This is a genomic window from Geodermatophilus sp. SYSU D00684 (assembly GCF_054050455.1).
This window is the reverse complement of the sequence record NZ_JBJGZI010000003.1, coordinates 33,939-58,043: the sequence shown is the minus strand read 5'-3', so window position 1 is coordinate 58,043 and position 24,105 is coordinate 33,939. Positions and strand designations below refer to the sequence as shown.

General features: G+C 77.2%; 21 protein-coding genes. 11 read left to right on the top strand and 10 right to left on the bottom strand.

Annotated features, from left to right (window positions below; all coding sequences use genetic code 11):
- Positions 1–14 precede the first annotated feature (14 nt).
- Positions 15–635 (top strand): hypothetical protein, encoded by a 621-nt coding sequence (locus ACI79L_RS02815; RefSeq protein WP_456935308.1) that lies wholly within the window; start codon positions 15–17, stop codon positions 633–635.
- A gap of 7 nt (positions 636–642) precedes the next feature.
- Here the strand turns inward: ACI79L_RS02815 and ACI79L_RS02810 are convergent, their stop codons facing one another.
- From ACI79L_RS02810 to ACI79L_RS02790, 5 genes are all read right to left on the bottom strand, one after another.
- The gene (locus ACI79L_RS02810) at positions 643–2,112 is read right to left on the bottom strand and encodes a peptide ligase PGM1-related protein (protein WP_456935307.1); all 1,470 of its coding nucleotides are present in this window, start codon (positions 2,110–2,112) and stop codon (positions 643–645) included.
- Positions 2,113–2,197: 85 nt separating this feature from the next.
- Entirely contained in the window at positions 2,198–2,665 is a 468-nt protein-coding gene (locus ACI79L_RS02805; protein ID WP_456935306.1) for a hypothetical protein, read from the bottom strand.
- 111 nt (positions 2,666–2,776) lie between these two features.
- A complete protein-coding gene (locus tag ACI79L_RS02800) occupies positions 2,777–4,045 on the bottom strand; it encodes an epoxide hydrolase family protein (protein WP_456935305.1) in 1,269 nt (422 codons plus the stop codon).
- Positions 4,046–4,074: 29 nt separating this feature from the next.
- Complete coding sequence (locus ACI79L_RS02795) at positions 4,075–5,061, bottom strand: thioredoxin (RefSeq protein WP_456935304.1); 987 nt, start codon at positions 5,059–5,061, stop codon at positions 4,075–4,077.
- Between the two features lie 24 nt (positions 5,062–5,085).
- Complete coding sequence (locus ACI79L_RS02790) at positions 5,086–5,448, bottom strand: DUF6510 family protein (RefSeq protein WP_456935303.1); 363 nt, start codon at positions 5,446–5,448, stop codon at positions 5,086–5,088.
- A 187-nt stretch (positions 5,449–5,635) separates the two neighbouring features.
- Between ACI79L_RS02790 and ACI79L_RS02785 the strand changes: the two genes are divergently transcribed.
- The 3 genes from ACI79L_RS02785 to ACI79L_RS02775 all read left to right on the top strand — a co-directional run bounded on the left by ACI79L_RS02785 (position 5,636) and on the right by ACI79L_RS02775 (position 9,797).
- Positions 5,636–8,410, top strand: coding sequence for an AAA family ATPase (locus ACI79L_RS02785; RefSeq protein ID WP_456935302.1), 2,775 nt, complete (start codon positions 5,636–5,638; stop codon positions 8,408–8,410).
- Positions 8,411–8,481: 71 nt separating this feature from the next.
- Positions 8,482–9,090 (top strand): molybdopterin-dependent oxidoreductase, encoded by a 609-nt coding sequence (locus ACI79L_RS02780; RefSeq protein ID WP_456935301.1) that lies wholly within the window; start codon positions 8,482–8,484, stop codon positions 9,088–9,090.
- The gene (locus ACI79L_RS02775; RefSeq protein ID WP_456935300.1) at positions 9,060–9,797 is read left to right on the top strand and encodes a ferredoxin reductase; all 738 of its coding nucleotides are present in this window, start codon (positions 9,060–9,062) and stop codon (positions 9,795–9,797) included. The genes ACI79L_RS02780 and ACI79L_RS02775 overlap by 31 nt, the downstream gene beginning before the upstream one ends.
- A 24-nt stretch (positions 9,798–9,821) precedes the next feature.
- Here ACI79L_RS02775 and ACI79L_RS02770 read toward each other — a convergent pair whose 3' ends face one another.
- From ACI79L_RS02770 to ACI79L_RS02755, 4 genes are all read right to left on the bottom strand, one after another.
- A complete protein-coding gene (locus ACI79L_RS02770; protein WP_456935299.1) occupies positions 9,822–10,577 on the bottom strand; it encodes an alpha/beta fold hydrolase in 756 nt (251 codons plus the stop codon).
- A gap of 67 nt (positions 10,578–10,644) precedes the next feature.
- Complete coding sequence (locus ACI79L_RS02765; protein WP_456935298.1) at positions 10,645–11,673, bottom strand: lysophospholipid acyltransferase family protein; 1,029 nt, start codon at positions 11,671–11,673, stop codon at positions 10,645–10,647.
- Position 11,674: 1 nt separating this feature from the next.
- Positions 11,675–12,526, bottom strand: coding sequence for a patatin-like phospholipase family protein (locus ACI79L_RS02760; protein ID WP_456935297.1), 852 nt, complete (start codon positions 12,524–12,526; stop codon positions 11,675–11,677).
- Positions 12,527–12,561: 35 nt separating this feature from the next.
- Positions 12,562–13,584: an LLM class F420-dependent oxidoreductase gene (locus ACI79L_RS02755; protein ID WP_456935296.1), complete on the bottom strand. Its 1,023-nt coding sequence runs from the start codon at positions 13,582–13,584 to the stop codon at positions 12,562–12,564.
- A gap of 103 nt (positions 13,585–13,687) precedes the next feature.
- Between ACI79L_RS02755 and ACI79L_RS02750 the strand changes: the two genes are divergently transcribed.
- The 7 genes from ACI79L_RS02750 to ACI79L_RS02720 are packed head-to-tail and all read left to right on the top strand — an operon-like array spanning position 13,688 to position 23,369.
- Entirely contained in the window at positions 13,688–14,833 is a 1,146-nt protein-coding gene (locus ACI79L_RS02750; RefSeq protein ID WP_456935295.1) for an acyl-CoA dehydrogenase family protein, read from the top strand.
- A complete protein-coding gene (locus ACI79L_RS02745) occupies positions 14,830–15,624 on the top strand; it encodes a TIGR03084 family metal-binding protein (RefSeq protein WP_456935294.1) in 795 nt (264 codons plus the stop codon). Before ACI79L_RS02750 ends, ACI79L_RS02745 begins: the two co-directional genes overlap by 4 nt.
- Positions 15,621–17,405, top strand: coding sequence for an acyclic terpene utilization AtuA family protein (locus ACI79L_RS02740; RefSeq protein WP_456935293.1), 1,785 nt, complete (start codon positions 15,621–15,623; stop codon positions 17,403–17,405). Before ACI79L_RS02745 ends, ACI79L_RS02740 begins: the two co-directional genes overlap by 4 nt.
- On the top strand, positions 17,402–18,982 hold the full coding sequence (locus ACI79L_RS02735) for an acyl-CoA carboxylase subunit beta (protein WP_456935292.1): 1,581 nt from the start codon (positions 17,402–17,404) through the stop codon (positions 18,980–18,982). Before ACI79L_RS02740 ends, ACI79L_RS02735 begins: the two co-directional genes overlap by 4 nt.
- Positions 18,979–21,018 carry an ATP-binding protein gene (locus ACI79L_RS02730; protein ID WP_456935291.1) on the top strand — a complete coding sequence of 680 codons (2,040 nt, stop codon included), beginning with the start codon at positions 18,979–18,981 and terminating at the stop codon, positions 21,016–21,018. The genes ACI79L_RS02735 and ACI79L_RS02730 overlap by 4 nt, the downstream gene beginning before the upstream one ends.
- Positions 21,008–22,606: an AMP-binding protein gene (locus tag ACI79L_RS02725; protein WP_456935290.1), complete on the top strand. Its 1,599-nt coding sequence runs from the start codon at positions 21,008–21,010 to the stop codon at positions 22,604–22,606. The genes ACI79L_RS02730 and ACI79L_RS02725 overlap by 11 nt, the downstream gene beginning before the upstream one ends.
- Positions 22,599–23,369: an enoyl-CoA hydratase-related protein gene (locus ACI79L_RS02720; RefSeq protein WP_456935289.1), complete on the top strand. Its 771-nt coding sequence runs from the start codon at positions 22,599–22,601 to the stop codon at positions 23,367–23,369. Before ACI79L_RS02725 ends, ACI79L_RS02720 begins: the two co-directional genes overlap by 8 nt.
- On the opposite strand, the gene ACI79L_RS02715 is transcribed toward ACI79L_RS02720, so the two are convergent.
- A complete protein-coding gene (locus ACI79L_RS02715; RefSeq protein WP_456935288.1) occupies positions 23,366–24,028 on the bottom strand; it encodes a TetR/AcrR family transcriptional regulator in 663 nt (220 codons plus the stop codon). The two genes, ACI79L_RS02720 and ACI79L_RS02715, sit on opposite strands and share 4 nt — an antisense overlap.
- Between the last annotated feature and the right edge of the window lie 77 nt (positions 24,029–24,105).

Here is a 24,105-nt window from a genome sequence, read left to right as displayed (position 1 = left end):
AGAGGAGCGGTGACGTGTACGCACGGACGACCACCATCCACGGCACGGCGCAGGCGATCGACGACGCGGTCACCTACATGCGCGACGAGGTGATGCCGGCGGTCCAGGAGATGGACGGCTTCGTCGGCCTGTCCTTCCTCGCCGACCGCGACACCGGCCGCTGCATCATCGCGACCGCCTGGCAGACCGAGGAGGCGATGAGCGCCACGGCCGACCGGGTGCGGCCGATGCGCGACCGGGTCGCGGAGCTCCTCGGCGGCGGGGCGGAGGTGCGGACCTGGGAGATCGCGGCGCTCCACCGGCTGCACGAGGCGCCGGCCGGGGCCTGCGCGCGGGTCACCTGGCTGCGTTCGGACCCCGCCCGGGTGGACGAGCTCCTGGACACCTTCCGGATGGGCGTGCTGCCGAGGGTCGAGGAACTGGACGGCTTCTGCAGCGCGAGCCTGCTGGTCGACCGCGGGGAGGGCGCGGCCGCCGCCACCGTGACCTACGCGGACCGCGCGTCCCTGGAGCGCAACCGGGAGGCCGGTACGGCCATCCGGGAGCGGGCGAGCCGGGAGAGCGGGGCCGAGATCACCGACGTCGCCGAGTTCGAGCTGGTCCTGGCCCACCTCCGGGTACCCGAGACCGTCTGAGCGTCCGTCACGGCCCGGCGGCCACCGGCTGCCGGGCCAGCCGGTCGACGCACGCGTGGGTGCGCTCGAGCAGCCCGTGCGCCGCGGCGGGGGTCGGCGCGATGGCGGTCAGCCCGAACCGGCCGTCGACCGCCAGCCCGGACAGCATGTGCAGGACGACGCCGGTGCGGGTGCGCCGGTCGAAGCGCAGCCCCTCGCGGTCCACCGCGTCGACGACCTCCCGCGGCGGCAGCCCGGTCCAGGCGGGGTCGACGAGGTTGTCGGTGGCGCAGTAGCAGTGGACGGTGCCGTCGTCGGCGGTCCACCGGCCGGCCTCCGGGTCGTAGCGGCCGGGCACGAGGTTGCGCAGCACCGTGTACGGGTGGGTCGTGCCGCCCTTGCGGAGGTTGATCTCCAGCCCCTGCAGCGTCCACCCGCCCGGACCGGACGTGGCGACGAAGTCCACGCCGTAGCGGCCGCGGGCGCCGCACCGGGCCAGCGCCTCCCCCGCCGCCCGCCCGTACCTCCCCAGCTCCGCGGCGTAGTGCGGCTCGGCCGGGAACCGGCAGCCGAGGTACACCTGGCCGCTGTCCCCGCCGAGCACCTGCTCGTGCGTGGACAGCACGGTGACGCGCCCGTCCGGGGTGATCTCGCCCTGCACGCTGGGGCTGGCGAACCGGTCCCCGGTCACGAACTCCTCGACGACGCCGCCCAGGGTGAGTGCGGTGAGGTACCAGTCGGGCAGCCGGCGGACGGCGTCGCGCAGGTGGCCCGCGGAGCCGGGCAGGCCCTCCCGGCGCAGCACCACGTTGCCGTCGCCGGCGCCGCTGTCGTCCAGCTTGAGCACCACGCCCGCCGCGGCCGGCCGGCGCCGCAGCACGTCGTCGACGGCGCGGTCGACGTCGTCGACGGTGTGCACGTCCTCGCACCCGGCCGGCACCGGCACGCCGGCGTCGGCGAGCAGCCGCCGGCCGGCGCTCTTGAACCCCAGCGGCCACAGCTCGGGCGCGGTGCCGTCGACGGGCACGTCCAGCCGCCGGGCGATCTCCACCTCGTCGGCGGTGACGTTCCACGGCTCGAGGAACGCCGGCCGGCCGCCGATGTGCCGGCGCAGGTCCTCGACCAGGTCCGGCCGGTCCCGCAGCTTCGCGGCGACCGGGCGGTAGGAGGCGTCCGGGACGACGAGCACCCGCAGCCGCCGGCGCACCGAGGCGCGGTCGGCGGGCGGCACCAGGGAGAGGTAGTGGTCGACCAGCGCCTGCGGCGGCGGGGCGCTGCTGACGAAGACCAGCTCGCAGCCGGGGACGCGGGGCAGCAGGAGGACGGTGACCAGGTACCGGTGCTCCAGGGCCGGCAGCCGGTCGGCGTAGTGCGACAGCAGCGACTCACCGATGCTGAACGAGGGCAGGGTCACCAGCACGTGCGGCGTCGAGGAGCCCGGCGCGTTCGCCGCGCAGGCCGGCGCCAGGTCCCGCTGCAGCTCGGCGAACTCCCGCACGGCGCCCCCCGGCGCACTCGGCCCCCGCGCGGGGACCATCCTCCCGCGGGACCGGCGGCCGGAGGAGGCCGTCGGGCGCGCGGTGTCAGGACCGTCCGGTCAGCCAGAGCAGGAGGCCGATGACCAGCCCGACCGTCGAGTGGCCGACCACGCCGCGGGCGTGGCTGACCAGCGGGTAGGCGGTCATCGTCGGCAGCGCGGTGCCCTCGTCGACCAGCAGGAGGGCGGCGGCGCCGACGGCCGGCCCGGCGGCCAGCGGCGACCAGCCGCGGCGGACCAGCGTCGCGGCGAGCACCCCGTAGGTCACGCCGAGGGTGCGGTGCACGGCGAGCCCGACCCGGCCGGCCGCGGCGTCGTCGAGGTCGCGGCCCGCGACGGCGCCGAGCTGCTTGCCCAGCTGCACGAGCGCGCCGCCCGGCGCGATCTCCTCCTCCCGCCGCCGGGACTCCACGCTCTGCCGGCCGTGGAACCAGCCGGTGGCGGCGTCCATGGTGCGGCTGGCCGCGTACCCGGCCAGCGCCCCGGTCCAGAGCGAGCTGCGGCTACCCGTCATGGCGCCACCGTGGCGGTCCGGCGGCGCGCCGGGCAGGGGGTGCGGGCCGCCGCGGGGCCGCCGCGGTGCGGAGCGGGCGCGTCCGGACGGTCGGTGCCCGCGGACCCACGGTCAGGCGGGGGTCCGCGGCGCCGCGGCGTCGGCGGCCGACGCGCGCGGGCCGGGCACCGGGGGCCGGCGCAGCGGCCGGAACGCGGTCCGCAGCTCGTCGACGAGCAGGTGCGGCTCCTCCCACGCGGCGAAGTGCCCGCCGCGGGGCAGCCGGTTGTAGTGGATCAGGCGGGGATAGGCGCGCTGGGCCCAGCTCAGCGGCGCCTCGTACTGCTCGCCCGGGAAGACGCTGACGGCGACGGGGACCTGCACGCCCTTCGCGTCGAAGAAGCCGCCGCGGTACTCCCAGTACAGCCGGGAGGCGGAGACGCCGGTGCCGGTCAGCCAGTACAGCGTCACGTTGTCGAGGACCTCGTCGCGGGTGAGCTCCCCGGTGCTGCTCGCCGTCCGGTCGAGAGCGGCCATGACGGCCGCGGCGGGCTGGCCGTCGGCGTCGTTGTGGTCGAGCAGCCAGGCGGCCAGGCCGACGGGTGAGTCCGCGATGCCGTAGAGGGTCTGCGGGCGGGCGGCCATGTAGCGGGCGTACTCGACCTGCCCGAACGTGCGGAGCAGCTGCCCGTAGGCGCGCCGCTCCTCGTCGGAGAGGCCGGGCGGCGGCGGCCCGCCGGCCAGGGCGGCCGCGTTGACGTCGGCCGGCACGGTGGCCGGCATGTTGGTGTGGACGGCGAGCAGCCCCGGCGGCGCCTGCAGGCCCATCTGGTCGACGACGAACGCGCCCCAGTCGCCGCCCTGCGCGACCCAGCGCTCGTAGCCCAGGCGCTCCATGAGCGCGGCCCAGGCGCGGGCCATGCGCTCGGGGCCCCAGCCGGTGCTCGCCGGCTTGCCGGAGAAGCCGTAGCCGGGCATCGAGGGGACGACGACGTCGAAGGCGTCGGAGGGGTCCCCGCCGTGCGCCGTCGGGTCCACGAGCGGGCCGATGATCTTGAGCTGCTCGATCACCGAGCCGGGCCACCCGTGGTTGACGACCAGCGGCAGGGCGTCCTCGTGCCGGGAGCGGACGTGCAGGAAGTGGATCTCCAGCCCGTCGATCTCGGTGAGGAACTGCGGCAGGGCGTTGAGCCGCGCCTCGCAGGCGCGCCAGTCGTAGGCGGTGGCCCAGTGGTCCGCGAGGGCCCGCATCGTGGCGAGCGGGACGCCCTGGGAGGTGTCCGGGACCGTCTCCCGCTCCGGCCAGACCGTCGCCGCGACGCGCCGCCGCAGCTCGGTGAGCGCCTCCTCGGGCACCTCCACGCGGAACGGTCGAACGGTCCCTGCTGCCGCGGTCGTCATGGCCGGGTCCCTCCCGGGGGTGCGTCGGTCTAGCCGAAGGTGAGGACGTACGCGGCGACGCCCGGGGCGGTGAACTCGACCTCGAACAGCCGGTCGGTGACCGGGCCCGGCTGCCGCACCAGCTGGTACAGCCGCCGCCCGGTGGCCACGCCGTGGCCCCGCGCGTCCACGTCGCCGCCGGCCGCCTCCCCCGGCGGCCGCCCGTCCAGGCGCACCCGGAAGGGCACGGAGACCCCCGGGGCGACCGGCCCCATCACCAGGTGCAGGTCGCGGGCGCGGAAGCGGCAGGCCAGCCGCCCGCCCGGCTCGTCGAGCACCGCGGCCTCGACGCCGACGGTCCACCGCCCGGCCGCCGCCCAGGAGCCGGGCCGCAGCCGCGCCGGGAGCTCGTACTCGTGCGACCGCTCGGGGGCCGTGCCCTGCGGGGAGGCGAAGGCGGAGGACCGGCCGTAGCCGAGGTACTCCTCCGGCGAGCCCAGGGCGTCCCAGTCGGCGGGGGCCTCGACGCCCTCACCGACGACCGTGACCGGGTCGCGGCCGAGGACGTCGGCGCCGGCCTCGGCCAGCAGCTGCTGGACCACCGTCTCCGACCGCGTCTCGTCGCCCTCCCCGAACCAGTGGTGCCGGATGCGGCCGGTGACGTCGACGAAGTACAGCGCCGGCCAGTAGCGGTTGGCGAAGGCGCGCCAGATCGCGTACCCGCTGTCCAGCGCGACCGGGTGGGTGACGTGCAGGCCCTCGAGCGCCCGGCGCACGGCACCGGCGTCCCGCTCGAAGGAGAACTCCGGCGTGTGCACGCCGAGGACCACCAGCCCCTCCTCCCGGTACCGGTCGGCCCACGCCCGCACGTACGGCAGGGTCCGCAGCCAGTTGATGCACGTGAAGGTGCAGAAGTCGACCAGGACGACGCGGCCGCGCAGCGCCTCGGTCGTCAGCGGCTCGGTGTTCAGCCACCCGGTCGCCCCGTCAAGCGCCGGCATCCGGCCCTCGGTGGGCAGCAGCGCGGGAGTCGCCATCTCCCCGGACCTCCTCGACGTGGCTCAGGTCGACGGGGCTCCGGTGCCGGTGCCGGTGCCGGTCCCGCCGGCCGGCTCCGGGGACCACCACAGGAGCCGGATGCCGCTCATCTCCAGCCGGGTGCCGGAGGCGTCCGAGCCGCAGCGCAGCACGACCTGCATGCAGGTGGGGCAGCGGAGCACGAGGGCGGGCGCGTCGGCGTAGACCAGGTGCGCCCCCAGCGGGGCGCGGCCGCCGCAGTACGTGCAGGTGGACACGGCCGCGGTCGCCTCGGCGGTGAGCACCTCGGCCAGGACGCCGGCCGCCGCGTTGCCGTCCAGCCGGCGCTCGTCGGCCCCGGAGGGCACCGCGCCGGTCCCGCCGGGCGGGTGCTCGGACAGGTCCATCGCCGTCCCCTCCCCCGGCCGCGGGCGCCGCCGTGGCGGCCACTGTCGCGCCGGGCGCCGGGCCGCGCATCGGTCATCCGACCGTCCCCGGCGGCCGCGCACCCCTGCCGCCGCCGCGTCCGCTGCGGGAGACTCGCACCTCCACGGGGCGAGCGACCGTCCGGGCGGTGAGTCGAGGGAGGCCCCCGTGGACGACACCACGACCGGAGGCACCGGGCTGGTCGGCCGGGACGCCGAGGGCGGCGCCGTCCGGGCGTTCCTCGACCGGGCCGCCTCCCGGGGCGACGCGCTGGTGGTGACCGGCGACCCCGGCGTCGGGAAGACCGCGGTGCTCGACGCGGCGGCGGGGACGGCGGCCGCGGCGGGGGCGCTGGTGCTGCGCGCCGCGGGGGTGGGGTCCGAGACGGAGGTCGGCTCCGCGGGCCTGTCCCAGCTCCTCCTGCCGCTGCTCGACGGGTCCGAGGGCCCGCCCGGCACCGCCCTGGCCGCCGCCCTCGGCGCCCGGCCGGGGCCGCCCGGCCCGCTGGCGGTGGCGACGGCGGTCCTGGCCCTGCTCGACCGCGCGGCCCGGGGGCGGCCCGTCCTCCTGGTCGTCGACGACCTGCCGGAGCTGGACCGGTCCAGCGCGCGGGTGCTCGGCCTCGTCGCCCGCCGGCTCGCCGGCCGCCGCTGCGGCGTCCTGGCCGCCGCGCGGGCCGGCGGCGGCTCGCTCCTGCTCGACGCCGGGCTGCCCCGCCTGGAGCTCGGCCCGCTCGACGACGCCGCGGCGGCGGAGCTGCTGCGCACCCGTTCCCCCGGGCTGGCCCGGGACGTGCGCCGGCGCGTCCTCGACGCGGCACGGGGCAACCCGCTGGCGCTGGTGGAGCTGCCCGCCGTCCTGGCCGGCCACGACGGCGGGCCGGTGCCCCTCCCGCCCGGGACGCGGCTGCACGCCGCCTTCGCCCGGCCGGTCGGCGCGCTGCCGGCCCCCACCCGCGCGCTGCTCCTGCTCGCCGCGCTGGAGGGCACCGGGGACCTCCGCGCACTCCGCGCGGCCGCCCTGGCCGGCGGCCGGGACCGCGACGACGGCTGGCTGGACGACCTCGCCCCGGCCGAGCGCGCGCGGCTGGTCCGCGTCGACCTGGCCGCCGGACGCGTGACGCTGCGGCACCCGCTCACCGGCGCGGCCGCCGTGGAGCTCGCGACCAGCGGCGACCGGCGGCGGGCGCACGCCGCGCTGGGGCGGGCGCTGGCCGGGGACCCGGAGCGCGGCGCCGCGCACCTGGCGCGGGCCGCGCTCGGGCCGGACGGGGAGGCCGCCGGCCTGCTCGAGCGGGCGGCCGGCCGGGCGCGGCAGCGCGGGGACGGGCCCGGCGCGGTCGCCCTCCTGCTCCGCGCCGCGGACCTCACCCCGCCCGGGCCCGCCCGCGCCCGCCGGCTGGCCGCGGCCGCCGCCGCGACGGTGGACAGCACCGGCGACCTGCCGGCCGTGCCGGGGCTGCTCGCGCGGGCGCGGGCGGCCGACCCGCGCGCCGGCCGCTCCCCGGCGGTCGCCGCGGCCGCCGGCGCGCACCTGCTGCACGCCGCGGGCGACGTCGGCACCGCGCACCTCGTGCTCGCCCGCGCCGTCGGGGCCGCGCTCGACGAGGGAGCCGGCGCGGCCGCCGTCGCGGACGCCCTCCCGGTCCTGCTGCTCGCCTGCCACCTCGCCGGCCGGGAGGACCTCTGGCACCCGTTCGACGACGCCCTCGCCCGGCTGGGGGCCGACGTCCCGCCCGTGCTGTCGGTGGCCGCCCGCACGGTCGCGGACCCCGCCCGGGCCACCCGCGCCGACCTCGACCGGCTCGGGGACCTGCTGACCGCGGTCCAGACCGATGCCGACCCGGCCTCCGTCGTCCGGGTCGCGGCCGCCGCCGCGCCCGCGGGCCGGCTCGCCGCCTGCCGCCCGGCCCTCGAGCGGGTCGTGGCCGCGGGAGGCCGGAGCCGCGCCGCCGTCCTCGGCGCCCGGGTGCTGCTGGCGCAGGACGCGCTCGCGGCCGGCCGCTGGGACGAGGCCGCGGGCGGCGCCGCCGAGGCGGTCCGCGAGGCCGGGGAGCTGGGGTACCGGCTGCTCGCCCTGCCCGCCGTCCACGTCCTGGCCCTGCTCGCGGCCGCGCGCGGCGACGAGGAGGCCGTCCGGTCCCGCACCGGCGACCTGACCGCGGCGGCGGCCGCGCACGGGGCCGGGCTCGCCGCGCACCTCGCCGCCCACGCCCGCGGCCTGGCCGCCCTCGGCCGCGGCGAGCACGACGACGCCGCCCGCCACCTCGCCGCGATCGGGCCGGCCGGCCGGCTCCCGCCGCATGCGCCGGTCGCGCTGCCCGCCGCGCTGGACGTGGTCGAGGCGGCGGTGCGGACCGGCCGGCGGGCGGAGGCCGCCGCCCACGTCGCCGCCCTGCGGCGGGCGCCCGTCTCCGGCGCGGCGCCGGGGCCCGCGCTGCTGCTGGCCGGGGCGGCCGCGCTGGCCGCGCCGGAGGGGGAGGCGCCGGGGTGCTTCGAGGCCGCCCTCACCGTCCCCGGGGCGCAGGAGCACCCGTTCGTGCTCGCCCGGGTGCGGCTCGCCTACGGGGAGCACCTGCGCCGGGCGCGGGCGACCGGCGCCGCCCGGGGGCAGCTGGCCGCGGCGCTGGAGGTCCTCGAGCGGCTCGGCGCGGCCCCGTGGGCGGCGCGCGCGGCGGCGGAGCTGCGGGCCACCGGGCCGTCCGCGCGCCGGGCGGACGGCGAGGGGCGCCCGGCCTCGCTGACCGCTCAGGAGTACGAGATCGCGATGCTCGCCGCGTCCGGGCTGTCGAACAAGCAGATCGGCAACCGCCTGTTCCTCTCCCCGCGCACCGTGGGGGCGCACCTCTACCGCGCGTTCCCCAAGCTCGGCGTCACCGCCCGCGCCGCGCTGCGCGACGCGCTGGCCGGGGTGCCGACCCCGCGCCCGCCGTCCGAGCGGTGACGGCGGTCGATCGACCGATGCCGCCGGGCGGCCGCCCCGGCACAGTCGGGACGTCGTCGGGAGGAGCCGCCATGTCCCTGATCTCCCGCGGGTTCGGCCACCGCGCCTCGGCCGCGACCCCGACCGACCGGCTGCCCCCCGGGCAGTACGACGTCGGCGACGCCTTCCCCGTGCTCTCCGCCGGGCCGACCCCGCGCACGCCCCTGGCCGAGTGGGACCTCACCGTCCAGGGCGAGGTGGACGGCGTGCGCCGGTGGACCTGGGAGGAGTTCCGGGCGCTGCCGCGCGAGTCGGTCTCGGTCGACATCCACTGCGTCACCAAGTGGTCGAAGTTCGGCACCCGGTGGGAGGGCGTCGCCGTCGACACGCTGCTGGCCGACCTGCCGCCCGCGGCCGCGTTCGTGCTGGCGTTCTGCGACGGCGGGTACACGACGAACCTGCCGCTCGCCGACGTCACCGGCGGCCGGGCCTGGGTGGTCGACACCTACGAGGGCGAGCCGCTGCCCCCGGAGCACGGCGGGCCGGCCCGGCTGCTGGTGCCCCACCTGTACTTCTGGAAGAGCGCCAAGTGGCTGCGCGGGTTCGCGCTGAGCCGGGTGGACGAGCCCGGCTTCTGGGAGACGTTCGGCTACCACGACCGCGGTGACCCGTGGCTGGAACAGCGGTACAGCGGCGACTGACCTGGCTGCCGGCGACGCTGACCGGCGGCGTCGCCGAGACGGCCCGGGTGCGGCGGCTGTCCTTCGAGGTGCCCGGCTGGACCGGGCACCTCCCGGGCCAGCACGTCGACCTCCGCCTCACCGCGGAGGACGGCTACACGGTGCAGCGCAGCTACTCGATCGCCTCGGCACCCGAGGAGCAGGAGGTCTCCCTGCTCGTGGAGCGGCTGCCCGACGGCGAGGTGTCCCCCTACCTGACCGACGAGCTGCGCGCGGGCGACGTGCTGGAGCTGCGCGGCCCCATCGGCGGGTACTTCGTGTGGTCGGCGCGCGCGGACTCCGCGCGCGGCGAGCGCCGGCCGGTGCAGCTGGTGGCCGGGGGCGCGGGTGTCGCGCCGTTCCTGTCGATGCTCGAGCACCGGCGGCGCACCGGCGGGACGACGCCGGTCCGCCTCCTGTACTCCGCGCGCAGCGCCGACGACCTCCTCGGCCGCGGGTCGCTCGGGCCGGAGACCACGGTGACCCTCACCCGCGCCGCGCCGGCCGGGTGGACGGGCCCGACCGGCCGGGTCGACCGCGCGCTGCTGGCGGAGCGGGCGTTCGGCCCGGAGGCGCGGCCGCGCACGTTCGTCTGCGGCCCGACGTACTTCGTCGAGGACGTCGCCACGGCGCTGGTCGACCTCGGCCACGACCCGTCCGCGATCCGGCTCGAGCGCTTCGGCGGCTGACCGGCGGGGAGCCGGCCGCCGCGCTCAGACGCCGGCCGGGACCGGCGTGGGCACGCCGCGGGCGAGGCTGTCCAGCGCCCGCAGGATCACGTCGGCCACCACCTGGGGCTGCGAGATCATGATCGCGTGCGAGCCCTCGGTCTCGACGACGTCCGCGCCGGCCCGCCGGGCCATGGCGCGCAGCACGTCGGTGCCGGCGGCCCGGTCGCCGGTCGGGATGACGGCCCACGACGGCAGGGTGCGCCAGGCGGGGGTGCCGTTCGGCACGGTGAAGCCGAGCACCGACACCGGTCGCTGGGTCGCGGCCATGACGGCGGTCATCTGGGAGGGCAGGTCCGCGGCGAAGGCCTCGTGGAAGCGGTCGGCGCGGATCGCCCACTCGGTCTGCGGCCCCTCCGGGGTCGGGTAGGAGCGCTCCTCGAGCGCGCTCATCAGGACGCTGTCGACCGACCCGCCCTCGACGTCGGCGATGAGCTCGCCCTCGTCGGGCGCGAACCCCGCGACGTAGACGAGGCCGACGACGTTGCCGGCGCGGGCGGCGGCGTTGGTGACGACCGCGCCCCCGTAGGAGTGCCCGACGGCGAGCACCGGGCCCGGGACCTGCTCCAGCGCGGCGGCGACGTACTCGGTGTCGGCGGGGATCCCGCGCAGGGGGTTGGGCACCGCCTGCGCGCGGACGCCGGCCGCGAACAGGCGCGCGAGCACGCCGTTCCACCCGGAGCTGTCGGCGAACGCGCCGTGCACCAGCACGACGGTGGGGACGGGAGGGGCACCGGTCACGACGACCTCCTCGGGAGTGCGGGCTCCGCCCTCCACGCTCGTTGCCCCGCGCCCGGCGGGGCATCGGTCATCTGACCGTCGCCGAGGTCGTGCTGATCCAGTCGTCGATGGTCTCCCACCAGCGGTAGAGCCAGTCGGTCAGCTCCGCCTCGCCGCGCGGCACCTCCGCGGCCGGGATGAACCACCACCGCAGGTGCAGCGTCTTGTCGATGGGCAGCCCCCGCCACACGTCCCGCACCGTGCTCAGGTGCTCCAGCCCGGTGTGCGCGACGAGGACGACGTCGGCGTGCGGGGCGGCCTGCAGCGCCGCGACGACGCCGCCCGGGCGCGGGGGCAGCACGTTGCGCATCGCCTCGGCCCGCCGCACCGCCGCCAGCAGCCCGCGCTCGCGCAGCCGCTGGAGCGCCCGCACCCTGCGCCGCGGGGTGTAGTTCGCGCCCTCGGGGAAGATCAGCAGCGCGTCCTCCTCGCCGAGGTCGCGGGCGAGGTCGGCGATGGCCTCCTCCGGGCTCCGCCCGGCCGCCGGGTCGCCGGAGACGAAGGAGTTGGGCAGCCGGTTGAGGTAGACGTCGACCAGCGGGTCCAGCTGCAGCACGTCCTTGAGCACGATCCGCGGCTGGCGCAGGTGGTCGCGGTTCATCAGCGTGTGCACCAGCAGGAACGAGTCGCCGGGGCCGGCGTGCCGGGAGAGCACCACCATGGCGTTGGTCGAGCCGGGCACGCCGTCGTCCAGCGGCGACCACGAGTCGCCGTCGGTGACCAGCCGCAGCGCGAACAGCCGCTGCGCGGACCGCATGAGGACGTCGAGCAGCACCCGCAGCACCGTGTAGTGCGCCGCCCGGGAGCGCGGGGAGTCCAGCCGGCGGCCGAAGCCGCTCGCCACCCACAGCACCGCCGCGGCGGCCAGCCCCGCCACCTCCAGGCCGAGGTACACCAGCCCGAAGCACAGCAGCCGCAGCGCGCGCAGCCGCCCGGGCAGGAAGAACGAGACGAGCACCGCCGCGACGACGAGCACCGGCAGCAGCAGGACGGCGACCGCGAGCACCCCGACCAGCAGGGGGCCGGCGACCCGGCGGACGCGGCGCGGGGGCAGCACCTCAGACCACCCCGCCCCGGCCGGCGGCGACCCGGTCCAGGTACTCCCCCGCCGCGACGCGGGCCCGCTCGATGCGGGCCGGCACGCCGGAGAAGTCGCGGTAGCGCAGGTTGGCCGCCCCCGGCGGGTCCGGGTCCCCGGCGGGCAGCACGTGCACCGTGACCCCCTCCGGCAGCGAGGCGAGGTCGGCGGTGAACCGGTGCCGGCGGGCGATCTCGAAGGCGACCGTGGCGACCTCCCACGGCCGGGACGGCGGGGACAGCGGCCGGTCGATCCGCCCGACGTGCAGCACGTGGACGGTCGCGGCGCCCAGCGTCACCGCGCGGCCGACCGGGATGCTGTGCACCAGGCCGCCGTCGAGGTAGTGCTCGCCGTCGATCTCCACCGGCGGCAGCAGCCCGGGGACGGCGCAGGAGGCGAGCACCGCGTCGACCAGGTCGCCGTCGGTGAACCAGTGCTCGGCCGCCCGCTCGATGCTCGCCGCCACGCACTGGAACGGGACGCGCAGCTCCCCGAACGTCCGGACCGGCAGGGCGTCCTCGAGCATCTCGCGCAGCGGCTCGCGCGGGTGCAGGTGCGTGCGGGTCCGGACCAGCGTGCCGACCCGGCCGAGCACCGACCCCGCGAACACCCGCCGGGAGGCCAGCTCCTGCCACACCCCGCGCAGCCGGTCCACCGCGGCCGGCGTCGGGTCGGCGGCGACGACCGCGCCGTTGATCGCGCCCACCGAGGTGCCCACGACCAGGTCGGGCCGGACGCCGCGCTCGAGCAGCGCCTGCAGCATGCCGACCTCGGCCGCGCCGAGCACTCCCCCGCCGCCGAGGACGAACGCGGTGCCGCCGGTCGCTGCCACGCCCCGCATCGTGGCACCGGACGGCGGACCGCCACTCAGCCGGCCAGCTCGGCCATCGTCCGCAGCGTCTCCGGCGACCCGGAGAGCAGCATCGTGGTGACCAGCGACGCCTCCCACGCCGCGAGGTCGTCGGCGATCTTGGCGCGCGGCCCGACGAGGGCCACCTTCTCGACCATCGCCAGCGGCACGGCCGCGACCGCCTCGGCCTTCGCGCCGGACAGGTAGAGCTCCTGGATGCGGGCGCACTCGGCCTCGAACCCCATCCGGGCGAAGACCTCGTAGTGGAAGTTCACCCCGCGCGCGCCCATCCCGCCGACGTAGAGGGCGAGCATCGGGCGCACCCGGTCGGCGGCGGCGTCGACGTCGGCGTCGACCTCCACCGGCACGGTGCAGGCCACCTCGAAGTCGTCCGCGGTGCGGCGGGCGCCCGGCCGGGCGAAGCCCTCGGCGAGCGCCGCGCGGTAGTGGGCGTCGTCGTGCGGTGAGTAGAACAGCGGGATCCAGCCGTCGGCGACCTCCGCGGCCAGCGCGACGTTCTTCGGGCCCTCCGCGGCGAGCAGCACCGGGAGGTCGGCCCGCAGCGGGTGGACGGTCGGCCGCAGCGCCTTGCCCAGGCCGGTGCCGCCGGGGAACGGGATCCGGTACTGCTCGCCGTCGAGGCGGACCACCTCGCGGGCGAAGGCCTGCCGCAGGACCGCCACGTACTCGCGGGTCCGGGCCAGCGGCCGCGGATAGGGCTGGCCGTACCAGCCCTCGACCACCTGGGGGCCGGAGACGCCGAGGCCGAGCACGAAGCGGCCGCCGGAGAGGTGGTCCAGCGTCAGGGCGGCCATGGCGGTGGCGGTCGGCGTGCGCGCCGACACCTGGACGACGCCGGTGCCCAGCCGCAGCCGCGTCGTCCGGCTGCCCAGCCACGCCAGCGGGGTGAGCGCGTCGGACCCGTAGGCCTCCGCCGTCCACACCGAGTCGAAGCCGAGGTCCTCGGCGAGCGCGACCAGCTCCGCCTGACCCGGCGGCGGGCCGGCGCCCCAGTAGCCCAGCGACAGCCCCAGCCTCACGGCACCCTCCGATCGTTGTGCAGGTCACACCATCCTGATAGACCTGACGCCAACGTCAAGTCCGGCCGCGGCCCGCGCCGCGCCGCCTCCGCCGGGGGTCCCCATGCGCTTCACCAGCGAGCACACCGCGTTCCGGAAGACGGTGCGCGACGTCGTCGAGCGGGAGATCGCCCCGCACGTCGACGAGTGGGAGCGGGCCGGCACCTTCCCGGCGCACGAGCTGTTCCCCAAGCTCGGCGAGCTCGGGCTGCTGGGCCTGGAGTACGACCCCGAGTACGGCGGGCAGGGCGCCGACCACCTGTTCAGCGTCATCCTCTGCGAGGAGCTGCACCGGTCCGGCTGCGCCGGCGTCCCGATGGCGATCGGCGTGCAGACGATGATGGCCACTCCGTCGCTGCACGAGTTCGGCAGCGAGGAGCTCAAGCGCCGCTACCTGGAGCCGGCCATCCGCGGCACCGCGGTCTGCTCGATCGCCGTGACCGAGCCCGGCGCCGGCTCCGACGTCGCCGGGCTGCGCACCCGCGCGGTGCAGGACGGCGACGAGTGGGTGATCAACGGCAGCAAGCTCTACATCACCAACGGCACCCAGGCCGACTGGCTGTGCCTGCTGGCCCGCACCTCCGACGAGGGCGGCCACCGCGGGATGAGCCAGATCGTCGTCCCCACCGACATCCCGGGGTTCTCCGTCTCCCGGAAGCTGGACAAGCTCGGCAACCGCTCCTCCGACACCGCCGAGCTGTTCTTCGACGACGTGCGCGTGCCGGTGTCGAACACCATCGGCACCGTCGGCCGCGGCTTCCAGCAGCAGATGGCGCAGTTCGTCGTCGAGCGGATGTTCGCCGCCTACGGCGCGGTGGGCAGCTGCCGGCACGCGCTGGAGCGCACCCGCGAGTACCTGCGGCAGCGGCAGGCGTTCGGCCGGCCGCTCGCGGCCAACCAGTACGTCGTCTTCCGGCTGACCGAGCTCTCGGCGCAGGTCGACCTGCTGCAGTCGCACAACTACGCGTGCGCGCAGGCGTACGTGGACGGCGAGGACACCACCCGGGCGGCCACGGTGGCCAAGCTGACCGCCGGCCGGCTGCTGCGCGAGGTGGCCGACGCGTGCCTGCAGTTCCACGGCGGCATGGGCTACATGGAGGAGACCTGGACCTCCCGGTTCTTCCGGGACAGCCGGCTGGCCTCGATCGGCGGCGGCGCCGACGAGGTCATGCTGCAGGTGCTCGCCCGGATGGACGGGTTCGACGCGTGAGCGGCGCCCCGCTGCTGCAGGCGCTGGTCGACGACCTCGAGGCGGAGTCCGCCGACCTCGACGCGCGCGTCGCCCCGCTCGACGACGCCGCCTGGCTCACCCCCACCCCGGCGGCCGGCTGGGACGTCCGTGACACGGTCAACCACCTGCGGTTCTTCGACCGGGACGCGCTGCTCGCCGTCACCGACCCGGAGGGCTTCCGCGCGCTGGTGGCCGGACTCGGGGAGGGCGCGGGCGACTACGTGGAGTGGCTGACCCGCGAGGGCCGCGCCGATGCCCCGGCCGACGTGCTGGCCGCCTGGCGGTCCGGCCGGGTGGCGCTCGCCGGCGCCCTGCGCGCGGCCGACCCCGGCGTGCGGGTGCCGTGGTTCGGGCCGCCGATGAGCCCGGCGTCGTTCGTCACCGCCCGGCTGATGGAGACCTGGGCGCACGGGCAGGACGTCGTCGACGCGCTCGGGCAGGACCGCGCGCCGACCGCCCGGCTGCGGTCGGTCGCCGAGATCGGCGTGCGCGCCCGGCCGTTCGCCTACGCCGTCCGCGGCCTGCCGGTGCCTGACCGCCCGGTGCGGGTCGAGCTGACCGGCCCCGGCGGCGAGGCGTGGACCTGGGGGCCCGACGACGCCGCCGACGTCGTCCGCGGGACCGCGCTGCACTTCTGCCTGCTGGTCACCCAGCGCCGCCACCGCGACGACCTGGACCTCGAGGTCACCGGGCCGGCCGCGCAGGAGTGGGCGGGCATCGCGCAGGCCTTCGCCGGCCCGCCCGGCGCCGGGCGGGAGCCGCTGCGGTGACGGCGCCGCTGCGGGTGGCCAACGTGTCGGGCTTCTACGGCGACCGGCACGCGGCGATGCGGGAGGTGCTCGACGGCGGGCAGGTCGACGTCCTCACCGGCGACTACCTGGCCGAGCTGACCATGCTCATCCTCGGCCGGCAGAAGGCCGAGGACCCCGCGGCGGGCTGGGCGCGCAGCTTCCTGTCCCAGCTGGAGGAGTGCCTGGGCACCGCGCTGGAGCGCGGCGTCCGGATCGTCAGCAACGCCGGCGGGCTCAACCCGCAGGGCCTGGCCGCCGCGGTCACGGCGCTCGGGGAGCGGCTCGGGCTCCCGGTGCGGGTCGCGACCGTGAGCGGGGACGACCTGCTCCCCCGCCTCGGCGAGCTGCGCGGCCGGCTGCGTGCCGGCGACCGCCCGCCCGGCGACCGCGACGTCGACGACGTGCTCACCGCCAACGCCTACCTCGGCTGCCGCGGCATCGTGCGGGCGCTGCAGGCCGGCGCCGACGTCGTCGTCACCGGCCGGGTGACCGACGCGAGCCTCGTCGTCGGCCCGGCCGCCTGGCACCACGGCTGGGGCAGCGACGGCCGGGGCACCGCCGACCTCGACGCGCTGGCCGGCGCCACCGTGGCCGGGCACGTGCTCGAGTGCGGCGCGCAGGCCACCGGCGGCAACTACAGCTTCTTCGCCGAGCTGCTCGACGCCGACCCCGCGGCACTCGACCACGTCGGCTTCCCGCTCGCCGAGATCGCCGCCGACGGCACGTCGGTGATCACCAAGCACCCCGGCACCGGCGGCGCGGTGACGGTCGGGACGGTCACCGAGCAGCTGCTCTACGAGCTCACCGGCAGCCGCTACGGCGGGCCCGACGTCGTCACCCGCTTCGACACGCTGCGGCTGCGGCAGGCCGGCCCCGACCGGGTGGAGGTCTCCGGCGCGCGCGGGCTGCCGCCGGAGGGGGTGCTCAAGGTCGCGGTCAACCGGCTCGGCGGCTTCCGCAACGCGATGACGCTGCCGCTGACCGGGCTGGAGGTCGAGCGCAAGGCGGAGCTGCTGCGCCGCCAGCTCGCCCCGGCGCTCGAGGGCATCGAGGACGTCACCGTCACCCTGGCCCGCACCGACTCCCCCGACGCCGGCGTGCAGGAGGAGGCCGCGGCGCTGCTGCACGTCACGGTCAAGGACCGCGACCGCCGCCGCGTCGGCAAGGCGTTCACCGTGCCGGTCATCGAGCTGGGCCTGGCCAGCATCCCCGGCTTCCACGCCACCTCGGCGCCGCCGAGCCCGTCCCCGTACGGCGTCTACTCCGCCGCCTGGGTGCCGGCCGGCGAGGTCCCGCAGGTGGTCGGGCTGCCCGACGGCACCACCGAGACGCTGCCGTCGGCCGTCCCCGCCGCGGCGGCCGCCGACGTCCCGGAGCCGGCCGGCCCACCCGCCTGGACCGACGGCGGCCCGACCCGCCCGGTGCCGCTGGGCCGGGTCGCCGGCGCGCGCAGCGGCGACAAGGGCGGCGCGGCCACCCTCGGCGTCTGGGCCCGCGACGACGACGGCTTCGCCTGGCTGGCCGCCTTCCTCACCCCCGACCGGCTGCGCGCGCTGCTGCCCGAGGCCGCCGCGCTGCCGGTCACCCGCGAGCTGCTGCCCGGGCTGCGGGCGCTGCTGTTCCAGCTGCCCGGGCTGCTCGGCGACGGCGTCGCCGCGGGGACCCGGTTCGACCCGCAGGCCAAGGCCGTGGGCGAGTGGCTGCGCTCCCGCGTGGTCGACGTCCCCGAGCGCCTGCTGCCCCCGGAGGGAGACGGATGACGGTCCTGGACGAGCGCGCCGCGGGCAACCGCGCCGCGATGCTCGAGCGGCTGGCCGAGCTGGAGGAGCAGCTCCGCCTGGCCACCGCCGGCGGCGGCGAGAAGGCGCTGGCCCGGCACCGGCAGCGCGGCAAGCTCACCGCGCGCGAGCGGATCGAGCTGCTGCTGGACCGCGACAGCCCGTTCCTCGAGTTGTCCCCCTACGCCGCGTGGGGCACCGACTTCCCGGTCGGGGCGAGCACGGTCACCGGCATCGGCGTCGTCGAGGGCGTCGAGGTCGTGGTGTCGGCCAACGACCCGACGGTCCGGGGCGGCACGTCCAACCCGTACACGCTGCGCAAGTCCGCCCGGGCGCACGACATCGCGCGCACCAACCGGCTGCCGTTCGTCAGCCTGGTGGAGTCCGGCGGTGCCGACCTGCCCACCCAGTCGGAGATCTTCATCCCCGGCGGCCGCGGCTTCCGCGACCTCACCCGCCTGTCGGCCGCGGGCATCCCGACCATCGCACTGGTCTTCGGCAACAGCACCGCCGGCGGCGCGTACGTGCCCGGGATGAGCGACCACGTCGTGATGATCGAGGACCGCAGCAAGGTGTTCCTCGCCGGACCCCCGCTGGTCAAGATGGCCACCGGCGAGGAGGCCGACGAGGAGTCCCTCGGCGGCGCGGCGATGCACGCCCGGGTCTCCGGCAGCGCCGACCACCTCGCCGTCGACGAGGTCGACGCCATCCGGATCGGCCGGCGGATCGTGCGGAACCTCAACTGGCGCAAACAGGGCCCCGGCCCCTCCCGGCCGGCCGACCCGCCGCTGCACGACCCCGAGGAGCTGCTCGACCTCGCCCCCGCCGACCTCCGGCAGCCGCTGGACCCGCGCGACGTCCTCGCCCGCGTCGTCGACGGCAGCCGGTTCGACGAGCACAAGCCGCTCTACGGCACCTCGCTGGTCACCGGGTGGGCGAGCATCCACGGCTACCCGGTCGGGGTGCTGGCCAACGCCCGCGGCGTGCTGTTCCGGCAGGACGCCGAGAAGGCCGCGCAGTTCATCCAGCTGGCCAACCAGACCGACACCCCGCTGCTGTTCCTGCAGAACACCACCGGCTACATGGTCGGCACCGAGTACGAGCAGGACGGGATCATCAAGGCCGGCTCGCAGATGATCAACGCGGTCTCCAACAGCACCGTCCCGCACCTCACCGTGAACATCGGCGCCTCCTACGGCGCCGGCAACTACGGCATGTGCGGCCGGGCCTACGAGCCCCGGTTCCTGTTCACCTGGCCCAACGCCAAGAGCGCGGTCATGGGCCCGGCGCAGCTGGCCGGCGTGCTCGACATCGTCGGCCGGGCCAGCGCCCGGGCCCGCGGCCGCGACTACGACGAGGAGGCCGCGGCCGCGATGCGCGCGGCGGTGGAGCAGCAGATCGAGGCCGAGTCGCTGGCGCTGTTCCTCTCCGGCCGGCTCTACGACGACGGGATCATCGACCCCCGCGACACCCGCACCGTCCTCGGCCTCGCCCTCTCGGCCGTCCACAACGCCCCGGTGAGAGGACTGCACGACGGATGGGGGGTGTTCCGGCTGTGAGCCGCCCGCTCACCAGCGTGCTGGTCGCCAACCGCGGCGAGATCGCCCGGCGGGTGTTCCGCACCGCCCGGGCGATGGGCCTGCGCACGGTCGCCGTCCACTCCGACGCCGACGCCGGGGCGCCGTTCGTGGCCGAGGCCGACGTCGCGGTCCGGCTGCCCGGGAACACGCCCGCCGAGACCTACCTGCGCGCCGACCTCGTGGTGGCCGCGGCGCTGCGTGCCGGCGCGGACTGCGTGCACCCCGGCTACGGCTTCCTCTCCGAGAACGCGGACTTCGCCCGGGCGGTGCAGGACGCCGGGCTGGTGTTCGTCGGGCCGGACCCCGGCGCGGTGGAGGCGATGGGCAGCAAGCTCGCCGCCAAGGAGCTCATGGGCCGGGCCGGGGTGCCGGTGCTGCCGAGCGTCGACGCCACCGGCCTGTCCGGCGACACCCTGGAGAAGGCCGCCGGGGAGGTCGGCTACCCGCTGCTGGTGAAGGCGTCCTTCGGCGGCGGCGGGCGCGGCATGCGGACCGTCCGCGGGCCCGCGGAGCTCGCCGAGGCGGTCGAGGGCGCCGGCCGCGAGGCGGCGTCGGCGTTCGGCGACGGCACGGTGTTCCTCGAGCGGCTGGTCGAGCGGCCGCGGCACGTCGAGGTGCAGGTCTTCGGCGACCGGCACGGCACCACCGTGGCGCTGTTCGAGCGGGAGTGCTCCATCCAGCGCCGGCACCAGAAGGTGGTCGAGGAGGCGCCCTCCCCCGCCGTCGGGCCGGAGCTGCGGCAGCGGCTGCAGGACGCTGCGGTGGCCGCCGCGCGGGCGATCGGCTACGTCGGCGCGGGCACCGTGGAGTTCCTGCTCGACGAGGGCGGCGACTTCTGGTTCCTCGAGATGAACACCCGGCTGCAGGTCGAGCACCCGGTCACCGAGGCGGTCACCGGCCTGGACCTGGTCCGGCTGCAGTTCGACGTCGCCGCCGGCCGCCCGCTGCCCCCGGAGGCGGTCTCCCCCACGCTGTCCGGCGCCGCGGTCGAGGTGCGCCTGTACGCCGAGGACCCGGCGCGCGACTGGCTGCCGCAGTCGGGCCGGCTGGCCGAGTTCGCGCTCGCCGCCGACGCGGAGTTCCGCACGCCGACCGGGCCGGGCACCCGGCTGGACAGCGGCGTCCGGACGGGCGACGAGGTCGGCGTGCACTACGACCCGATGCTCGCCAAGGTCGTCGCCTGGGCGCCGGACCGCACCTCGGCGGCGCTGGCGCTGGCCGGCGCGCTCGCCCGGGCCCGGCTGCACGGGCTGACGACCAACCGCGACCTGCTCGTGCGGGTGCTGCGGTCGGGGGCCTTCCTCGCCGGGGAGACCGACACCGGCTTCCTCGACCGGCACGGCCTCGACGTCCTCGCCGCCCCGCTGGTCGACGACGCCGGCCGCCGCGTGCACGCCGTCGCCGCCGCGCTCGCCGGGGCGGCGCTGCGGCGGGCGGCCGCGCCGGTGCTGGCCGGCCTGCCCTCGGGCTGGCGCAACAACCCGACGGTGCCGCAGACCACCGCCTTCGACGCCGGCACCGTGCACTACCGGCTCCACCGCGACGGCGTCACCGCCGACGTCGACGGCGGGCCGGTGGACCTCGTCGTCCTCGGCACGGAGGTGACCGGGCCCGGCCGGGTCCGGCTCGCCGTCGAGACCGGCGGACTGCGCGGCACCTACGAGGTGCACGTCGACGGCGACCGCAGCTTCGTCGACGGTCCGGACGGCGCCACGACCCTCACCGAGCTGCCGCGGTTCCCCGAGCCGTCCGCCGCGGTGGCGCCCGGCTCGCTCACCGCCGGCATGCCCGGCGCGGTCACGCGGGTGGCCGTGGCCGAGGGCGACGAGGTCCGCGCCGGGCAGCTGGTGCTGGTCCTCGAGGCCATGAAGATGGAGCACCCCGTGGTCGCACCGGCCGACGGGGTGGTCACCTCCCTGCACGCCGACGTGGGCGCGCAGGTGGAGACGGGCGCGGTGCTCGCGGTCGTCACCCCGACAGCCCCCGAGAGCGGAGGAGACCGCGGTGCGTCCTGACCTGTCCGGGATCGACCCCCTGGAGCTGAACCTCGCCACCCGGTTCTCGGTCGGCGACATGCTGACCCGCTCCGCGCAGCTGTTCGCCGGCCGCACCGCGATCGTCGACGGCGAGGAGGAGGTCACCTACGCCCGCCTCGACGCCGCCGCCGAGGCGTTCGGCCGCGGCCTGCTCGACGCCGGCGTGCGGCACCAGGAGCCGGTCGCCTTCCTGCTCGGCAACTCGTGGCGGTTCGCCGCGAGCTTCTTCGGCTGCGCCAAGGCCGGGCTGGTCGCGCTGCCGGTCAACCTGATGCTGGCGCCGGAGGACGTCGGGTGGATCCTCGCCGACTCCGGCACGGGGACCGTCGTCGCCGACCCGGTGTTCCTGCCGCTGCTCGAGGCCGTGCTGCCCGGGCTGCCCGCGGTCACCCGGGTCGTCGTCACCGGGGACGCGCCCGCGCAGGTCGCCGGTCGGGACGTGCTGCGCTGGGACGACGTCGCCGCCGACCCGACGCCGGTGCAGGTGCTCGTCGACGACCGCGACACCGTGCACTGCCTGTACACCTCGGGCACCACCGCGCGGCCCAAGGGCGTGCTGACCAGCCACCTGGCGGTGCACGTCGGCGTGCTGAGCAACGCGCTGCAGGTCGGCCACCGGCGCGGCGACGAGTTCTCCGTGCTGCCGATCGTGCTGCCGCTGTTCCACACCACCGCGCTGGACACCCTGCTGCTGCCGGTCCTGCTCACCGGCGGCACCGCGGTCCTGCCCGGCGGCTTCGACCCCGAGGCCTTCCTCGAGGTGGTCGAGCGCCGCCGGGCGACCCACCTGATGCTGCTGCCGATGATGTACGCCGCGCTGCTCGCCGCTCCGGGCATCCGGACGCGGGACCTGTCGTCGGTGCAGCTGTGCATCTACGCGATGGCCCCGATGCCGCAGGAGCGGATCACCGCGATCGCCGCCGCGTTCCCGAACGCGAGGGTGCTGCTGGGCTCGGGGCAGACCGAGTGCGTACCGGCGACGGTGTTCCAGTGGCCCTCGCACCAGGAGACGAAGGCGGCGTCGTGGGGGCCGTCGACGGTCACCGTCGACACCCGGGTCGTGGACCCGGCGGGCCGGCTGCTGCCGCCGGGCGAGACCGGGGAGATCGTCTACCGCGGCCCGCACGTGATGAGCGGCTACTGGAACAACCCGGCCGCGAACACCGCCGCGTTCGCGCACGGCTGGTTCCACTCCGGCGACGTCGGCCACCTCGACGACGAGGGCGTCGTGTGGTTCACCGACCGGGTCAAGGACATGGTCAAGACCGGCGGGGAGAACGTCTCCTCCGTCGAGGTGGAGCGGGTGCTGCTGGCGTCCCCGGAGATCGTCGAGGCCGCGGTGATCGGCGTCCCGGACGACCGCTGGGGCGAGGCGGTCACCGGCGTCGTCGTGCCGGCCGACCCGGACGCCGACCCCGCCGCGCTGGCGGAACGGCTGCTCGCCCACTGCCGGGCGCACCTGGCCGGCTTCCAGGTGCCCAAGCGGATCGAGGTCCGCACCGGGCTGCCGAAGACCGCCACCGGCAAGATCCAGAAGCACGAGCTGCGCGACGAGTTCCGTGGCTGACGCGCCCCTGGTCACCGTCGCCCGCCGCGGACCGGCGGCGGTGGTGACGCTGGACTCGCCCACCAACCGCAACGCGCTGTCCCGCGCCCTGCTCGGGCAGCTGCACGCCGCGCTGCGGGAGGCGCTCGCCGACGACGCGGTGCGGGTTCTGGTGCTGACCGGCGCCGGGCCGGTGTTCTGCTCCGGCGCTGACCTCAAGGAGCAGCGCGCCGGCGGCGGTCCCGGGCCGGTCGGCCTGCCGGAGGTCCTCACCCTGCTGATGGAGGGCCCGAAGCCCGTGGTGGCGCGGGTCAACGGCGCCGCCCGCGCCGGGGGCCTCGGGCTGGTCGCGGCCTGCGACCTCGCCGTCGGCCTCGCCGGGGCGACGTTCGGCTTCAGCGAGGTCCGCATCGGCGTTGCGCCGGCGGTCATCGCCGTCCCCTGCCTGCGCCGGATGGACCCGCGGGCGGCGCGCGAGCTGTTCCTCACCGGCGAGCCCTTCGACGGCGCCCGCGCCCGCGAGGCCGGCCTGCTCGACCGCGCGGTGGCCGACGGCGAGCTCGACGCCACGGTCGACGCCCTGGTGGCGCAGCTGGCACTCGGCGCACCGGAGGCGCTCGCCGTCACCAAGCGGCTGCTGCGCGAGCTGCCCGGCGCCGACCTGCAGGAGGACCTGGACCGGATGGCCGCGCTGTCGGCGGAGCGGTTCGGCTCGGCCGAGGCGCGCGAGGGCATCGCCGCGCTGCTGGAGAAGCGCCGCCCCTCCTGGGTCGCCAGCAGCTAGGCGGGCCGGCCGCCGTCGGGCCAGGCCGAGCGGGGCAGGCCGATGGCGCCGGCCCACAGCCGGGTGAGCACCTCGACGGCGGCGTCCTCGTCGAGGTCCTCCACCGGGTCCTGCCACAGGTGCGCGAACGACTCGACCATCGCGCCGAGCGCGCTGGCCGTGGCGCGCGGCGGCAGCGAGGCGTCGGCCAGGCCCAGCTCCTGCAGCCGCTCCAGGCCCTCCATGCCGCGCCGCACGAAGGCCTCCCGGACGTCGACCCGCAGCCGCCGGAACTCCTCGCGGGTGTCGGCCAGCGAGTCCAGGACGCGCAGGATCCGGGCGTGCCGGGTGACCGCGGTCAGGTACAGCCGGTTGGCCGCCTCGATCCGCTCGTACGGGGCGTCGGCCGGCAGCCGCGGGCCCACCGCGGTGGCGGTGAACAGGTCCTCCACCACGACCGCGACGATCGCCCGCAGCAGCGACTCCTTGGAGTCGAACCAGGTGTAGAAGGTGCCGTGCGAGACGCCGGCCCGCTCGGACACCGCGTCGATCCGGACGTCGGCGAACCCGCGCTCCTCGAACAGCTCCCGGCCGGCCTGCAGCAGCGCGGCCCGGGTGCGCCGTCCCCGGTCGGTCACGGGGAGCTGGTCCTGCCCCGCGCCGGCCTGCGTGCCGGTCATCGCCCCACCTCCGCGTCCTCGGGCCCCGGCAGCCTGACACACGCCGCGGGCAGTTGACGACCGCGTCAGGTCCTCGA

Bases quoted from the DNA above. Each gene is read 5' to 3' on its own strand.
- ACI79L_RS02805 (WP_456935306.1), bottom strand. From the start codon at position 2,665: ATGACGGGTAGCCGCAGCTCGCTCTGGACCGGGGCGCTGGCCGGGTAC.
- ACI79L_RS02800 (WP_456935305.1), bottom strand. From the start codon at position 4,045: ATGACGACCGCGGCAGCAGGGACCGTTCGACCGTTCCGCGTGGAGGTG.
- ACI79L_RS02795 (WP_456935304.1), bottom strand. From the start codon at position 5,061: ATGGCGACTCCCGCGCTGCTGCCCACCGAGGGCCGGATGCCGGCGCTT.
- ACI79L_RS02790 (WP_456935303.1), bottom strand. From the start codon at position 5,448: ATGGACCTGTCCGAGCACCCGCCCGGCGGGACCGGCGCGGTGCCCTCC.
- ACI79L_RS02780 (WP_456935301.1), top strand. From the start codon at position 8,482: ATGTCCCTGATCTCCCGCGGGTTCGGCCACCGCGCCTCGGCCGCGACC.
- ACI79L_RS02750 (WP_456935295.1), top strand. From the start codon at position 13,688: ATGCGCTTCACCAGCGAGCACACCGCGTTCCGGAAGACGGTGCGCGAC.
- ACI79L_RS02735 (WP_456935292.1), top strand. From the start codon at position 17,402: ATGACGGTCCTGGACGAGCGCGCCGCGGGCAACCGCGCCGCGATGCTC.
- ACI79L_RS02715 (WP_456935288.1), bottom strand. From the start codon at position 24,028: ATGACCGGCACGCAGGCCGGCGCGGGGCAGGACCAGCTCCCCGTGACC.